The organism is Streptomyces sp. CB02058, assembly GCF_001905505.1.
In the GTDB taxonomy this organism is placed as follows: Bacteria; Actinomycetota; Actinomycetes; order Streptomycetales; family Streptomycetaceae; genus Streptomyces.
On record NZ_LIPG01000003.1, the window covers coordinates 1,517,483 to 1,532,260 of the forward strand.

At 72.2% G+C, this 14,778-nt stretch carries 11 protein-coding genes; 5 read left to right on the top strand and 6 right to left on the bottom strand.

The genetic code is table 11. The features are described from left to right. The first annotated feature begins 16 nt into the window (after positions 1-16). From lhgO to AMK10_RS20135, 4 genes are all read left to right on the top strand, one after another. A complete protein-coding gene (gene lhgO, locus AMK10_RS20120; RefSeq protein ID WP_073749182.1) occupies positions 17-1,228 on the top strand; it encodes an L-2-hydroxyglutarate oxidase in 1,212 nt (403 codons plus the stop codon). A 132-nt stretch (positions 1,229-1,360) separates the two neighbouring features. Continuing rightward, the gene (locus AMK10_RS20125) at positions 1,361-2,221 is read left to right on the top strand and encodes an amidohydrolase family protein (protein ID WP_073749183.1); all 861 of its coding nucleotides are present in this window, start codon (positions 1,361-1,363) and stop codon (positions 2,219-2,221) included. A 13-nt stretch (positions 2,222-2,234) separates the two neighbouring features. Then, positions 2,235-3,962, top strand: coding sequence for a thiamine pyrophosphate-dependent enzyme (locus AMK10_RS20130; RefSeq protein ID WP_073749184.1), 1,728 nt, complete (start codon positions 2,235-2,237; stop codon positions 3,960-3,962). A 20-nt stretch (positions 3,963-3,982) separates the two neighbouring features. Next, positions 3,983-5,065: an Ldh family oxidoreductase gene (locus tag AMK10_RS20135; protein ID WP_073749185.1), complete on the top strand. Its 1,083-nt coding sequence runs from the start codon at positions 3,983-3,985 to the stop codon at positions 5,063-5,065. A 238-nt stretch (positions 5,066-5,303) separates the two neighbouring features. Here AMK10_RS20135 and AMK10_RS20140 read toward each other — a convergent pair whose 3' ends face one another. Together AMK10_RS20140 and AMK10_RS37455 are read right to left on the bottom strand one after the other, a co-directional pair. Next, positions 5,304-6,359, bottom strand: coding sequence for a YncE family protein (locus tag AMK10_RS20140; protein WP_073749186.1), 1,056 nt, complete (start codon positions 6,357-6,359; stop codon positions 5,304-5,306). 141 nt (positions 6,360-6,500) lie between these two features. Beyond that, positions 6,501-8,318, bottom strand: a complete 1,818-nt coding sequence (locus tag AMK10_RS37455) for a hypothetical protein (protein ID WP_073749187.1) — start codon at positions 8,316-8,318, stop codon at positions 6,501-6,503. A gap of 194 nt (positions 8,319-8,512) precedes the next feature. Between AMK10_RS37455 and fes the strand changes: the two genes are divergently transcribed. Then, the gene (gene fes, locus AMK10_RS20150) at positions 8,513-9,769 is read left to right on the top strand and encodes an enterochelin esterase (RefSeq protein ID WP_073749363.1); all 1,257 of its coding nucleotides are present in this window, start codon (positions 8,513-8,515) and stop codon (positions 9,767-9,769) included. Between the two features lie 7 nt (positions 9,770-9,776). On the opposite strand, the gene AMK10_RS20155 is transcribed toward fes, so the two are convergent. The 4 genes from AMK10_RS20155 to AMK10_RS20170 are packed head-to-tail and all read right to left on the bottom strand — an operon-like array spanning position 9,777 to position 14,759. Further along, on the bottom strand, positions 9,777-9,971 hold the full coding sequence (locus tag AMK10_RS20155) for an MbtH family NRPS accessory protein (protein WP_073749188.1): 195 nt from the start codon (positions 9,969-9,971) through the stop codon (positions 9,777-9,779). Continuing rightward, positions 9,968-13,897, bottom strand: coding sequence for a non-ribosomal peptide synthetase (locus AMK10_RS20160; RefSeq protein WP_073749189.1), 3,930 nt, complete (start codon positions 13,895-13,897; stop codon positions 9,968-9,970). Before AMK10_RS20160 ends, AMK10_RS20155 begins: the two co-directional genes overlap by 4 nt. Continuing rightward, a complete protein-coding gene (locus AMK10_RS20165) occupies positions 13,894-14,121 on the bottom strand; it encodes a phosphopantetheine-binding protein (RefSeq protein ID WP_073749190.1) in 228 nt (75 codons plus the stop codon). Before AMK10_RS20165 ends, AMK10_RS20160 begins: the two co-directional genes overlap by 4 nt. A 5-nt stretch (positions 14,122-14,126) precedes the next feature. Continuing rightward, entirely contained in the window at positions 14,127-14,759 is a 633-nt protein-coding gene (locus tag AMK10_RS20170) for an isochorismatase family protein (protein WP_073749191.1), read from the bottom strand. Positions 14,760-14,778 lie beyond the last annotated feature (19 nt).

The window sequence follows — 14,778 nt, forward strand, 5'->3', positions numbered from 1 at the left end:
AGAAAGGAGGATGCCGATGGCGGACGAAACGGTCGGCATCGTCGGCGCCGGCATCGTGGGTCTGGCGACGGGCCGCGAGATCGCCCGGCGCCGTCCGGGCACCCGGGTCGTGGTGTTCGAGAAGGAACAGCGGGTCGCGGCCCACCAGACCGGACACAACTCGGGAGTCGTGCACGCCGGCATCTACTACGCGCCGGGCAGCCTCAAGGCCGACCTGTGCGTGCGGGGCGTGTCCCTGCTGAAGGAGTACTGCCGGGAACGGGGCGTCCCGTACGAGGAGATCGGCAAGCTGGTCGTCGCCGTACGCGAGGACGAACTGGGCCGGATGGAGGCCCTCTACGAGCGGGCCAGGAACAACCACGTGCCCGACCTGCGGAAGATCTCCAAGGACGAGATCAGGGAGATCGAGCCGAACGCGGGCGGTATCGCGGCACTGCACTCGCCCCGGACCGCTATCACGGACTACCCGGCGATCGCCCGGCAGTTCGCCGGGGACATCGAGTCCTCGGGCGGCGAGGTGAGACTCGGCTTCCCGGTGACCGGCCTCACCGAGGTACCCGGGGGCGTCGAGGTGGCCTCCGGCGATGAGCGGATCAGGGTCGACCGGCTGATCCTGTGCGCGGGACTCCAGTCCGACTCCGTGGCCAGGCTGGCGCGGGACCGGAAGGACCCGCGGATCGTCCCCTTCCGGGGCGAGTACATGCTCCTCAAACCCGACAGGACCGACCTGGTCCGAGGCCTGATCTATCCCGTCCCCGACCCGCGCTACCCCTTCCTCGGGGTGCACTTCACGCCCCGGGTCGACGGCTCGGTGGAAGTCGGCCCGAACGCCGTCCTGGCACTCGCCAGGGAGGGCTACAAGCTGTCCGACGTGTCCCTGAGGGACCTCGCCGGACTCGCTCTGTACCCGGGTGCCTGGAGGATGGCCGCCCAGCACTGGCGGACGGGCATCAAGGAGTACCGGGGAGCCCTGTCCGTCGCGGCCTTCATGCGGGACGCGGGCGACTATGTGCCCGGTGTCGGCACCTCGGACGTGATCCGGGGCGGGGCCGGCGTACGGGCCCAGGCCCTCGATCGCGACGGCTCGCTGGTCGACGACTTCCGCATCCACCGCAGCGGCCGCGTGACCGCCGTACGCAACGCCCCCTCGCCCGCGGCCACCGCCTCCATGGCGATCGCGGAGCACATCCACGACGCCGTCTTCGCGAGCGCCGGCGACCCGGCATGACGTGCCGCGACCTGGCTGTCCGCGCAACAACTGCTTGCACGCCGGGCTCTCCGCAAACGGCACCCACCAGCTCTAACGTCTGACGCGCACCACCGCCAACACCCCAGATCCCCGAAACGAAAGAGGCACATCATGTTCGTGGTCGACACCCAGATCCACATCTGGAAGGAAGAGAGCCCGGATCGTCCCTGGGTCCCCGGAGCCCGCGAGCGGATCCGCCTCAACGGCCACCGCGAGGAAGCCTTCTCCTACGAGGAGGCCCTGGAGCTGATGGACGAGGCCGGCGTCAACCGCGCCCTCATCCTCCCGCCGTCCTGGGAGGGCAACCGCATCGACTACGCCCTGGAGGCGTGCGAGGCCCACCCGGACCGCTTCGGCATCATGGCCCGCGTCCCGCAGGACGACGAGGCCGAGGGCACGGCCCTGCTGAAGGACTTCGCGCAGAACCCGCACATCAAGGGAACGCGCCTCACCTTCCACCGGCCGCAGGACCGCAACTGGATGATCGACGGCACCAACGACTGGTACTGGCCGATCGCCGAGGAGCTGCGCATCCCGACCATGGTGCACGCGCCGATCTGGAAGCGGGAGCTCGGCGAGATCGCCGCGAAGCACCCCGACCTGAAGATCATCATCGACCACATGGGCATCATGGCCCGCTGTGTCGACGACGCCATCGGCTACTGGGTCTCGGAGACCGCCGACCTCGCCAGGCACCCCAACATCTACGTCAAGGTCTCGGCCCTGCCCGGCTACTCGACCGAGGCCTTCCCGAACAAGAACATCGAGAAGTACGTCCGCGAGATGGTCGACAAGATGGGCCCGCAGCGCTGCTTCTACGGCACCGACATCACCCGGCTGCTCGGTCACGGCATCACCTACACCGACACCATCGAGCAGTTCACCAAGCACTGGGACTTCACCCCCGAAGAGCTCGAGTGGATGATGGGCCGCGGCATCAGCGAGGTCCTCGACTGGCCGGTCGAGGGCTGAGGACACCGCAGAGATGACTGACAGCAGGAACACACCAGGCGCCGGCGGCGGTGACGGCGGTGATGCTGTCGTATCCGCCTTCAACGCCGTCGGCGCCGACTACATCTTCTGCTCATCGGGGTCCGAATGGGCCCCGGTGTGGGAGTCCCTGGCCCGCCGTCACCGCGACGGCGAACCGGCACCCGCCTACCTCGACCTCACCCACGAGACCGTCGCGGTCGGCATGGCGACCGGCTACGGCCTGGTCACCCGCCGACCGCAGGGCGTCCTCCTGCACGCGGCCCCCGGGCTGCTGCAGGGCTCGATGGCCATCCACGGAGCGCTGCTTGCCGGCGTACCCATGGTGGTCACCTCCTCGGAGTCGAGCACCTACGGCGACGGACCCGGGCAGGACCCGGGCGGTCAGTGGTACCGCAACCTCTCCATCGTGGGCGGACCGCACGGCGTCGCGCAGCCGTTCACCAAGTGGGCCAACGAGGCCGCCAGCGTCCACACCCTCCCCACCATGATCACCAGGGCCGCCGAACTCGCCTGGCGGGCACCGGCGGGCCCGGCCTATCTCAACATCCCCCTGGAGATCCTCCTGGAGGACTGGGACGGCCGGGAGGCCAAGCCCGTTGTCGCGCCGGGCTCCACGCACAGCTCGCCCGAAGAGGTCGACCCCGTCGCCCGGATGATCCGCGAGGCGGAGAACCCCGTGATCGTCACGGAGACGGCAGGCCGGGAGGCGGGCGGCTTCGAGTCGCTCGTCGCCTTCGCCGAGGCCTGGAACATCCCGGTCGTCGAGCCGGACTCGGCGGTGTGCGGCAACTTCCCCCGCAACCACCCGCTGCACGCGGGCAGCGACATCGGGCCGTGGATGGACGAGGCGGACCTGATCCTCCTGGTCAACTGCCGCGTCCCGTTCTACCCGCCGAGCCGGCGCCCCTCAAAGGCGACGATCGTCGTCATCGACGAGGTGCCGCAGCGGCCCCACATCGCCTACCAGGTGCTCTTCGCCGACAGGTACCTCGAAGGCAACGTCGCCAACACCCTGCGCCAACTGGCCAAGCGCGCGAAGGACTTCGACGACGCCCACGAGGCGGCCATCGCCGTGCGCCGCGCGGCCCAGGAGGAGCGGTACGCCGCCGAGCAGGCCGCCATCGCCGGGGCCGAGGCCGAGGCGGAACGGGCCGAGGGCATCGACCCGGTGCTGGTCGCAGCGACCCTGCGTACGCTGCTGGACGGCAAGGACCCCATCGTCGTCGACGAGACCATCACGCACAGCCGCGTCGTCAAGCGCCATCTGAAGACCTCCGACGCCGACTCGTACTTCTATGTGCAGGGCGGGCTCGGACAGGGCATCGCGGTGGCCCTCGGTGCCAGACTCGCCGCCCCGGACCGCCCGGTGGTGTTCACCGTCGGGGACGGCGCCTTCACCTACAACCCGGTGATCCAGTCGTACGACGCCTCCAAGGCGTACGGACTCCCCGTGCTGATCGTCGTCTTCAACAACCGTGTCTACAAGTCGATGAATCTCAACCACCGGCGCTTCTACCCCGAGGGCGCTGCCGCCGAGACCGGCGAATGGCTCGGCACCGACCTGCACCGGCTGCCCCGGCTCGCCGCGTTCGCCGAGCCGTTCGGGATGCACACCGAGACCGTCGACACCCCCGACGCCCTCACCTCCGCCCTGGAGCGCGCGCTCAAGGCGGTCGCGGAAGGCACCACCGCCGTGGTCGACGTACTCGTCACCCGCTGAACCAGGAGGCATCAGCCACCATGACCGACACCCCCGCACCCAAGCCGGGCAGGACCCTGGTCGCCGCCGGCGACCTGCTGGACTTCGCCGCGGCCCTCCTGGAGAAGGGAGGCCTCGGCGCCGAGGACGCCCGCACCACTGCGGACGTCTTCGTGTGGGCCGCGCAGCGCGGAGTCGACTCGCACGGCACCGCGCGCGTCCCCGCCTATCTCGACCTGCTGGCCAAGGGCGTGGCGAACGCCAGGCCCGAGATCACCGTCGAGTCCACGACCCCGGCCGCCGCGGTCCTGGACGCCGACCGCGCCCCGGGTCCGGTGGCCCTCACCGCGGCCGCGAAAGAGGCGGTGAGCCGGGCCAGGACGACCGGCATCGCCACGGTGGGCGTGCGCCGCACGGTCCACACCGGCGCGATCGGCTACTACGTGTCCAAGATCGCCGAAGCGGGCCTCGTCGGCATCGGCTTCGTCTCGGGCATGCCCAACATGGGCTACACCGGCGTGAAGGGCGCGGCCGTCGCCACCGCCCCGCTCGCCGTCGCCGTGCCCGCCAGGAGCCACGCCCCGCTGCTCCTGGACATGGCCACCGCCACCATCGCCCTCGGCAGGATCCGCCAGGCCAGGGTGAGCGGGACCCCGCTGCCCGAAGGGGCCGCCGCCATGGAGGACGGCACGCCGACGACCGACCCGGAGAAGGCGGTCATGCCGCTGCCGCTCGGCGGCGTCAAGGGCTCGGGGATGTCGCTCGCCTTCGAGCTGCTCACCAGTGTGCTGGTCGGCGCGCCCATCTTCTCGTCCTTCCACTCGGACGACCCGCAGGGGCGCAAGCACCGTCAGAACGCCCTCCTGATCGCGGTGGACCCGTCGGCCTTCGGCGACCCGGACGACTTCACCGATGCGGTGGACGCCACGCTGGGCACGCTCAAGGAACTCCCGGCCGCGGAGGGCGCCTCGGGCGTCTTCTACCCGGGCGAGCGTTCGGCCGCCCTCTCGGCGGAGCGCGGGCGGTCGGGCGTGCCCGTCGCGCCGAAGGTGTGGCGGGAACTCCTGGAGCGGGCCGAGGCCCTCGGCGTCGTACCGCCGGAGCCGGTGGGCGGCGCCGGCTGAGAGCCGGGCCCCGCGCACACGACCCGGCGGTGCGGACCGGGTCGTGCGCGGCGCGGGGCACGGTGTACGGAGGAGGGGCACGGCCGCGGCTGTGCCCCTCCTCCGTACACCCGTCGGGCCACGCGGACGCGCCGGGTGCCCGGCCCACCGCTCCTCGCGGTGGGCCGGGCACCCGGCTGCGGAATCGTGTGGGGGAGGGGAGCCGCGCTGAGTGGGGGGAGCGGCTGGGCGGCGGGTGTCAGCGGGTGACGCGGAAGCTGTGGATCTGGTCGGCGCCGTCGAGGCCGGCTCCGGACTTGTCGACCACGTAGGCGGTGCCGTCGCTGATCTCGACGTGGTTCGGGTTGGTGCCCGTGGTCACGGTCCTGACGACCGTACCGGCCTTCGGGTCGACGACGGTCGCGGTGGCCGCGGTGCGGTTGACGACCACGAGGTTGCCCGTGCGGTCGTCGTTGGCGACGGACAGGGCGCCCGCGCCCGTGGCGACGGACTTGGTGACGAGCCCCTTCTTGAGGTCGATCACCGAGACGTCGCCGCCGGTCTGGTTGGCGGTGTAGGCGGTCTTGCCGTTCTTGGACAGGGCGATCGAGATCGGGCCGTCACCGGCGGGGATGAGCCGCGGGGTCGCGGACTTGGCGGTGACCTCGATGACCTGGTCGTTGCTGAGGTCGGCGGCGTAGGCGGTGCCGGTCCGCTCGTTCACGACGAGACCGGTCGGGCCGGACCCCTCGACGGTGATCCGCTGCTTCTCCTCGAAGGTCTTCGAGTCGAAGGCGACGAGCGTGCCGTCGGAGAAGGCGCTCGCCCACACGGTGTTGTGGCGCTCGTCGACGACGATCTCGCGGGCGTGGTTCACGTTGGGGAGGGTGACGAGGTGCTTACCGGTGCGCTGGCTGTAGACGGCCACCGTGTTGTTGCGGGTGTTGGTCGTCCAGACGGTGTTGTGCTCGTCGTCGACGGCCACGCCGTAGACGGCCTCCAGCGCGCCGGTGGCCGCGTCGGTGACGGGCGGGGTGATGGTCTGCTTCACCGCGAGGGTCCTCGGGTCCACCTTCAGCAGGCTGGAGCTCACGACCGGCGGACGGCCCACGGCGGAGGTCGTCCACAGGACGTTGTTCCGCTCGGAGTACGAGGACTGGTAGAGGCCCTTCACCAGCGGCGCGACGGTGACGGCGTCGCTCGCGGTGTGCGCGGAGGCGGTGCCCGTCAGCGCGGCGGTGGTGCCGGCGGCGATCACGACGGCGACGGCGGCGCGGGTGACGGTGCGACGGCTTCTGCGGTTGGACGTGGTCATGCGGGGGTCAACTCCCTGACAGGGGTCTCAGTAGGAACAAGTACAACTTAGCTTAGGCTTACCTAACTAACGCGCTTTCAGGTGTGTGACGCATGCAACAACTTCCCTGTGGAAGCGCTGTGTTGGGTCACACGCGCGGCATCAGCCCTGCGCGACGGGTCCGGAAGGCCCGGCGGGTGCGGCCGTTCCGCCCGGACGGCGGCGGACGACGAAGAGCGTGGTGGCCGCGGCTCCCGCGGCCCCTCCCACGGCCGCGGCGGCGGCGGACCAGGCGATCGTCGGGTACGAGACGGAGCTGTCCGAGGATGCCGTCGTGAGGGCATTCGGAACGGCCTCGGGCGTGTCGGCCGTGGAGGCGTCGCCCGCGGTGGCCGTGGCGCCGGGCTCGGTCACCGTGAAGTCGACCTTCAGGGTGGTGGACGGGTTCGGCGCGAGGAAGCGCAGCCAGTGGGCCCCGGCCGGGGTTTCGGCCGGGATCTCCACCTCGCCCGTGTACGAGCCCGAGGCGTCGGCCTTCCACTGGCCGAGGATCTCCTCGTCGTCCAGCTTGATGGTGACGGTCTGTCCGGCCGGGAACTTCGTGACCTCGAAGGGGATCTTCCCGCCCGGCTGCACCTCGCTGGCCGAGATGGTGGCCTTGGCGCCCCGTGAGTTGGACGCGCTGGCGGGCGCGCCCGTGGCCGCGGGCACCTCGGCGGTGCCGGCCGATCCGCCCGTGGAGTTCGAGGAGGCGGCCGCGGCCTGTTCCGCCGAGGTGCCGGAGGTGACGGTGAAGTCGGCCCTGAGGCTCGTCGACGGGTTCGGCGCGAGGAAGCGCAGCCAGTGGGCGCCCTTCGTGGCGTCCGCCGGAATCGTGACGGTGCCGGACATGGAGCCGTCCGCCCCGATGCCGTTCGCCCACTGGCCGATGATCTCGGAGTCGTCGAGCTTGACGGTGAGCTGCTGGCCCGCGGGGAAGCCCGTCACCCGGAAGGACACCTTGCCGCCCGCGGCCACCTGCGACCCCGCGGTGATCGTGGCCGACGTGCCGCCGGACGTGGTGCCGGACCCGGACGACCCGCCGGTGCTGCCTCCCGTGCCGCCGGTGCCTCCCGTGCCGGTGTCCGTGCCTCCGGTGCCGGACGTGCCGCCGCTCGTCGATCCGCCGGTGCCGCCCGTGCCTCCCGCACCGGACGACGTCACGGTGATGTCGGCCTTGAGGCTCGTCGACGGGTTCGGTGCGAGGAAGCGCAGCCAGTGCGCTCCCGCCTTGGCCGACTTGGGGACGGTGACCGTCGCGGTGAACGTGCCGTCGGCCTTCACGGCGGAGGGCCACTGGCCGATGATGTCGGCGTCGTCCAGCTTGGCCGTGACGCTCTGGCCCTTGCTGAAGCCGGACAGGGTGAAGGTGACCTTGCCGCCCGCCGCCACCTCGGAGTCCGTCAGGCGCACCGCGGGGTCCGGGGACGCGGGCGGCTCCGTCGTCGGGTCCGGGGTGGGGGTGGGGTCCGGAGTGGGGGCCGGGGTGGGCGTGGTGCCGGTCAGTGTGAGGTTCTCGCTGCGGACGCTGGTTCCCGGTGCGAGGAAGCGGAGCCAGTGCTCCCCGCCCGGGGTCGCGTCGGCCGGGACGGTCACCGTTCCCGAGACGCTGCCGTCGTCACCGATCGCGAACTGCTTGAGCAGGGTCTTGTCGTCGAACTTGACGCTCAGGGTGGCTCCGGCGGGGAACCCCGTCGCCTCGAACGGCACGTCGCCGCCGGGCTTCACGGTGGTGGTGCCCAGGGTGACCGCCGGTGCGACGGTGTCGGCGACGAGGGCGACCGTGCCGGTCGCGTCCGCTCCGGAGGGGCCGGCCGCGACCGGCGCCCCGGCGAGGGCGCCGATGCCGAGCGTCGCGCCCGCGGCGAGAGCGGCCATGCGGCCGAGCCGGGGCCGGGAGAGGGCGGACGCGGAGATGCGGGAGGGTCTGGCAGGGTTCATGGTGAGCTGCTCCTGGCAGGCGGCGAAGAGAGATGAAGGGGAGGGGGTGCGGGACAACGGCCTTGGGAATCAGCCGGTCCGAGCCTCCGAACTCGCTTAGGTTAGCCTGGCCTTAGTGGGTAGGGCGCCCCTGGGGCGACCTTGAAGGTAAGGTGACCCTAAGTTGCTGTTCCTTCATGTTCGGAGTCCCTCCCGTGATCACCGCAGAGCCGCCGCAGGGCGCCCCTCGCAGGCCGCCCCGTACCGTGCGCCCGGACGACGTTCCCAGGCTCCGGCAGCCGGGATGCCGGCTCCCCGGGCCGGGGGAGGCCGAGGCCTTCTGGGCGGACGTGCGCGCCTCCGGCACACCCCTGATCGCACCGGACCCGCACGGCAGCCCCGACCACCACGCCGTGACGTTCCTCTGGCGCGGCACCCCCGCCACCCGCGCGGTGCAGGTCCTGCCCAACAAGCTCGGCGACCCGCGCGCCCCCGAGGGCAACATGATGGAGTGGGTCCCCGGCACCGACGTCTGGCACTGGACGCTCCGGCTGCGCCACGACTGGCGCGGCACCTACGACTTCTACGTGGACGAGAGGGACGGCCCCGAGCCCGGCACCCCCGACTACTGGCAGTGGCTGCGCACCCGGCGGCGCCATGACCCGCTCAACGCCCGTACGCTGCCGAAGCGCTGGGACGGGGAGCCCGTGTCCTACGCCGAACTCCCGGCTGCTCCCGGCGGACAGGAGTGGCAGTGGAGGCCGGACGTCGCCCGTGGCCGGGTGGCCGCCCACCAGGTGCCCGCCGAGAAGCTCGGCGGCGGCACCCGCCGTGTCTGGCTGTACGAACCCCCGCTCGCTCCGGGGCACTCGGCCGACCTCCCGGTGCTGGTCCTCCTCGACGGGGAGCACTGGCAGCCCCACCTGGGTCTGGCGAACCTCCTGGACAACCTCATCGCCGACGGACGCATCCCGCCGCTGGTGGCCCTGCTGCCCGACTCCGTGGACTCGGCCACCAGATGGGCGCACCTGACGTGCCGTCCCGAGTTCGTGGCGTTCCTCGCCGACGAACTGCTGCCCTGGGCGGCGGCGCGGCTCCCGGTCACCCGCGACCCCGCGCGCACCGTCGTCGCCGGCCAGAGCCTGGGCGGCCTCTCCGCGGCCCACGCGGCGGTGTCGGCCCCCGCCAGGTTCGGCAACGTCCTCGCGCAGTCCGGCTCCTTCTGGTGGCCCGACGGGCCGCAGTCGCAGTGGCTCACCGACCGGATCGCCCAGGCACCACGCCTGCCCGTCCGCTTCCGTCTCTCCTTCGGGGAACAGGAATGGGTCGCCCTGCCCGCCGCCCGGCGTCTTCGCGACGTCCTGGCGGCGGCGGGCTACGACGACGCCTCCTACCGGGAGTTCAACGGCGGCCACGACTACCTCTGCTGGCGCACGGAGCTCGCCGACGGCCTGGTCGAACTGCTGGGCTGAGGTCCCCTCACACCCGTTCCCGGTCCGGCTCCAGCACGTCCGCACAGGCCTCGTGCGGAGCCGGACCGAACCGCACGGACCATCCCGGGGGCACCTCCCGCCAGACCGGCCAGAGCGACAGCAGGCCCTCGTCGTTCTCCAGCACCAGATGGGTGGCGACGCCCTCGGGACCCGGGTCGAACGGGCCGTTCCTCGTACTCATGCGTCCAGCTCCTTCAGACGGGCCGCCAGGACGGCACAGATGCCGTCGAGAAAGCGGTCCTGCATCAACTGCGGGTGCGTGCAGTCGAGATCGTGGTTGTCGATGGCCCCGGTCACATGCGCTCGCCACGCCTCACGGGTCAGCCAGTCCTCCGTGCGCGGGGCGGCGGCCGTGAAGAACAGCAGATTGCCCTCGTAGCCCCGGTGGTGGTGCTCGCGCATCATGCGGGCATGGTTCGGGACGATGTCGACGATCTTCGACAGCGCACGGTCGCTGAGCCCGGCCAGCGGGCTCCCCGCCCGGCGCAGCGTCGCCAGCACGTCCTCGCGGTTCCGCTCGTGCGTGCGCTCGAAGCCCGCCATGCGCAGGACGGCGGTCAGCGCGTCGCCCTCCTCGGGGGCGGGACGCTCGCGCCACTGCTCGGCGGGGAACGAGTCCAGCAGGGCCAGCAGCTCGACCTCCTCGCCCGCCTCCTGGAGCAGCACGGCCACGGTGTGCGCCAGCACCCCGCCGACCGACCAGCCCAACAGCCGGTACGGGCCGTGCTCCTGGATCGCGCGGATGTGCCGGAGATAGTCCGCCGCCTCCTCCTGGAGGGTGCGCGGCAGCTCCTCGTCCCCGGTCAGGCCGCGGGCCTGGATGCCGTACACCGGCTGCTCGGCGCCGAGGCGGGCCGACAGTCCCGCGTAGCACCAGGCGATGCCGCCGGCCGGATGGATGGCGAACAGTGGAGGCCGTCCGTCCCCGCCGCGCAGCCGCAGGACGACGCCGAGCGCGTCCTCGGACGCCTCGCCGGTGGACTCCAGCCGGGCGGCGAGCGCCGCCGGGGTCGGGGACTCGAACAGCGAGCCGATGGTCAGCTCCGTCCCGAACTCCTCCCGGACACGGGCCACGAGCCGGACCGCGAGCAACGAGGTGCCGCCCAGGTCGAAGAACGCGTCGTCCGGGCCCACCGTGGCGACGCCGAGCACCTCGGCGAAGAGCCGCGTGAGCGCCTCCTCCCGCGCGCCGGACGGGCGCCGCGAGCCCGCCCCGCCGCTGAACACCGGTGCGGGCAGGGCACGCCGGTCCAGCTTGCCGTTCGGGCTGAGCGGGAACGCGTCCAGGGCCACCACCGCCGCGGGCACCATGTGCTCCGGCAGCTCCCGTGCCAGCGAGGCGCGTACGGCCACCGGATCGGCGCCGCCCGTGATGTAGCCGACGAGCCGCTGCTCACCCGGCCGGTCCTCCCTCACGAGGGCGCAGGCCCCGTCCACCCCGTCCCGCTCCGTCAGCGCGGTCTCGATCTCGCCGAGCTCGATGCGTTGCCCGCGCAGCTTGACCTGGTCGTCCGTGCGGCCGAGGTAGACGACCTCGCCGTCCTCGGTCCAGTGCGCCAGGTCGCCGGTGCGGTACATGCGTTCGCCGGGCCGCCCGAAGGGGTCGGCGACGAAACGGGACGCGGTCAGCCCGGGACGGCCGAGATAGCCCTCCGCGAGCTGGCGCCCGGAGAGATGGAGCTCTCCCGGAACGCCGGGCGGACAGGGGTGCAGCGCCGCGTCGAGTACGTGCAGACGCGTGTTCCAGACCGGGCGGCCGATCGGCACGGGGCCCGTGGCGTCCGCCGCGCACGCGTGGTACGTGACGTCGACGGCCGCCTCCGTCGGGCCGTACAGATTGTGCAGCTCCACGCCGGGCAGCTGCCGCCCGAAGGCGTCGGCGGTCTCGCGGGGCAGCGCCTCACCGCTGCAGAAGACCCTGCGGAGGCTGCCGCGGGACTCGGCTCCCGTCTCCGTCTCCGCCAGGAAGACCTGGAGCATCGACGGCACGAAGTGGCAGGTCGTGACCCCCTGTTCGCGGATCAGCCGGGACAGATAGGCCGGGTCCTTGTGGCCGCCGGGCTCGGCGACGACGAGCACCGCGCCCTGGCGCAGCGGCCAGAAGAACTCCCACACCGACACGTCGAACGACGACGGGGTCTTCTGCAGCACCCGGTCGTCCGAGGTCAGCCCGTAGGCGCTCTGCATCCAGCGCAGCCGGTTGTCGATCGCCCCGTGCGAGACGACGACGCCCTTGGGGCGTCCCGTGGAGCCCGACGTGTAGATGACGTACGCGGGATGGGCCGGGGTGAGGGGCCGCGAGGGGTTCACCCAGAGGTGTCCGGAGACGTCGAGGCCGTCCAGGACCACCAGCGGCGTCCCGGTGTCCTCGGGGAGCCTGCCCGCACGGTCGGTCACCGCGCACACCGGTGCCGCGTCCTGGAGCATGTAGGTGAGCCGCTGCTCCGGATAGTCCGGGTCCAGCGGCAGATACGCGGCCCCCGCCTTCAGCACGGCGAGCAGGGAGACGATCAGCTCCACCGAGCGCGGGACCGACACCGCCACCACCGCGCCCGGCCGGGCACCGAGCGTCCGCAGGTGCCGGGCCAGCCGGTTGGCCCGGGTGTTCAGCTCCTCGTAGGTGAGCGAGGTGCCGCCGTACACCACGGCGGTCGCGTCGGGGGTGCGCGCGGCGCGCGACTCGATCGGGCCGATCAGGGTGGTGCGCGGGAGCGACCGGCCCGTGTCGTTGAACGTACCGACGACCAGGTCGAGTTCGGCCGGGGTCGCGATCCCGTGCGCGGCCGTCGGCAGATGCGGGTCGGTCCGGCTCAGCCGCTCCACCAGATGCAGGAACCGCTCCTGATGGGCGGCCAGCTGCTCGTCCCCGTACAGGGCGGGATTGCCGTCGTGGTCGATGCGCAGGCCGCGCCCGTCCGCGCGGTCGTAGATGTTCAGCGTCAGATCGTCGACCGGTCCCGCGGACAGGTTCCGGGCCCGCGCCGGGGCGCCCGCGAAGTCCACGTCGTAGTCGAAGGGCATGACGTTGACGAGGGGCCCGACCAGCCCGCGGTTCTCCCCGAGCAGCCGCAGGTCGCGGCGGATGTCCTCGTAGCGGTAGCGCTGGTGGCGGCGGACCTCGCGGATGCCCAGCACGACCTGGCGGACCAGCTCGGCGAAGGTCGCCTCGGGGGACACGTCCAGGCGCAGCGGCAGGACGTTCATCACCATGCCCGGCACCCGCAGCGACACGGACCCCATGCGGCCCATCATCGGCAGGCCGAGCACGACCTCCCGGTGACCGGTCGCCCGGGAGGTGTACAGGGCCTGAGCGGCGATCAGCACGTCGGGCCAGGTCGCCCTGAGCCGCTCCGCGAGTTCACGCACCGCCTCCGTCGTCCCGGTGCCCAGGTGGGCGGTGCGGCGGAGGAACGTCCGTGACGGGAGCGCCCCCCGGCCGGCGAGCCGGGCCACCTCGGGGCGGTCGGAGAAGGCCTCGTTCCAGTGCCGGCGGTCGGCCGTGAAGGCCTCCGACGTCCGGTACGCGGCGTCCTCGGCCACCAGGTCGTCGAGCCGGCCGAAGGTACGGGGACCGGGCTCCGCGCCGCCGGCGAGCGCCGTGTAGACCTCGGCGGTGCGGCGTACGAGCAGCGAGTAGCCGAAGCCGTCCATCACGAGGTGGTGGATGCGCTGGTACCAGAGCCACCGCTCCTCGCCCACCCGGAACAGGGCGTGCCTGAACAGCGGCCCCGCGTCCAGGTCGAAGGGCTCGGCCAGATCCGCGCGCATCCACTCCTCGGCCTGCCGGGAAGCGTCCGGCGCCTCGCGCAGATCGTGGGTGGTCAGCGGGAGCACGACCGAGCCCAGGACACGCTGGCGCGGTCCTTCGGGGGAGTCCTCGACACGGACGCGCAGCGCGTCCGCCTCGGAGGTCACCCGGCGCAGCGCCCCGGCGAACAGCTCCGGGTCCAGGGGTCCTTCGATCTCCAGGCACTCCGCCGTGTTCTGCGCGGGGCTGAGCGGGTCGAGCGACTGCGCGTACCACATGCCCGACTGCGCGGCGGTCAGCGGCAGTACACCGGACGCCCCGGCCGGTCCGGGACCGGCGTCGGTGAGCAGGGCGGTCATGACACCCCCAGCAGCGGTGCCCAGGCCTCGACGGCGGGCTGCTCGGCGAGGTCCGCGAAGTCCGCCTCGACCCCGTGGTCCCGCCGCCAGCGCCCCAGCAGCGCCATGATGCGTACGGAGTCCAGGCCGTAGTCCAGGAGGTTCTCGTCCAGGGGGATGTCCGCGGGGTCCTCGCCGAGGGCGTCGGCGACATCCCGGCGGATCAGTTCAAGGGTGAGCGCCATGGTGTTCAGATCTCCTTCAGAAGCGCGTCGGTCGTGGTGACGACCGCGCAGCGGCCCGCCGCCCAGCGCAGCGCCATGTCGTGGTCCTCGCGCGAGAAGTCCGCCACGGCGTCGGCCACGACGAAGGCCTGGATGTCGCGCATCCACGCGTCGCAGGCGCTCATGAGCACCCCGATGTGCGCGTACACACCGGTGATCACCAGCTGGTCGCGGCCGGAGTCGCGCAGCAGGGACTCCAGTTCGGTCCGCGCGAAGGCGCTGTACTTCCATTTGGTGAGCACGGTGTCCCCGTCGGCCGGTGCGACGGACGCCGGGATCGCCAGCGCCTCGGGGTCGTCGGCGGCGCCGGGGCCCCAGAAGTCGAGCTGGAGTCCGCGTTCCTCCGGCGTCTGACCGCCGCGCTGGACCGAGTAGACGACCGGCACGCCGAGGCCGCGGGACCGCTCGATGATGCGGGAGGTGTTGTCGAGCATGCCGGTGAGCGGCTGCTCGCCGGAGGGGAACGCGCCGAGGAAGTGGTTCTGCAGGTCGTGGACGAGCAGGACGGCACGCGCCGGGTCGACGGTCCAGCCGACGCGGTTCGCGGGCAGCTCGGCGTCGGTCGGCAGTGCGTAGGAAGCGATGGCGGGAAGAGCCATGGGGTGGAACCTTTCGGTG

Excerpts from the sequence above, each read along its gene's own strand:
- AMK10_RS20160 (WP_073749189.1), bottom strand. The coding sequence starts at position 13,897 with ATGACCGCCCTGCTCACCGACGCCGGTCCCGGACCGGCCGGGGCGTCC.
- AMK10_RS20125 (WP_073749183.1), top strand. The coding sequence starts at position 1,361 with ATGTTCGTGGTCGACACCCAGATCCACATCTGGAAGGAAGAGAGCCCG.
- AMK10_RS20170 (WP_073749191.1), bottom strand. The coding sequence starts at position 14,759 with ATGGCTCTTCCCGCCATCGCTTCCTACGCACTGCCGACCGACGCCGAG.
- AMK10_RS20155 (WP_073749188.1), bottom strand. The coding sequence starts at position 9,971 with ATGAGTACGAGGAACGGCCCGTTCGACCCGGGTCCCGAGGGCGTCGCC.
- AMK10_RS20135 (WP_073749185.1), top strand. The coding sequence starts at position 3,983 with ATGACCGACACCCCCGCACCCAAGCCGGGCAGGACCCTGGTCGCCGCC.
- AMK10_RS20140 (WP_073749186.1), bottom strand. The coding sequence starts at position 6,359 with ATGACCACGTCCAACCGCAGAAGCCGTCGCACCGTCACCCGCGCCGCC.
- AMK10_RS37455 (WP_073749187.1), bottom strand. The coding sequence starts at position 8,318 with ATGAACCCTGCCAGACCCTCCCGCATCTCCGCGTCCGCCCTCTCCCGG.
- AMK10_RS20130 (WP_073749184.1), top strand. The coding sequence starts at position 2,235 with ATGACTGACAGCAGGAACACACCAGGCGCCGGCGGCGGTGACGGCGGT.
- lhgO (WP_073749182.1), top strand. The coding sequence starts at position 17 with ATGGCGGACGAAACGGTCGGCATCGTCGGCGCCGGCATCGTGGGTCTG.
- AMK10_RS20165 (WP_073749190.1), bottom strand. The coding sequence starts at position 14,121 with ATGGCGCTCACCCTTGAACTGATCCGCCGGGATGTCGCCGACGCCCTC.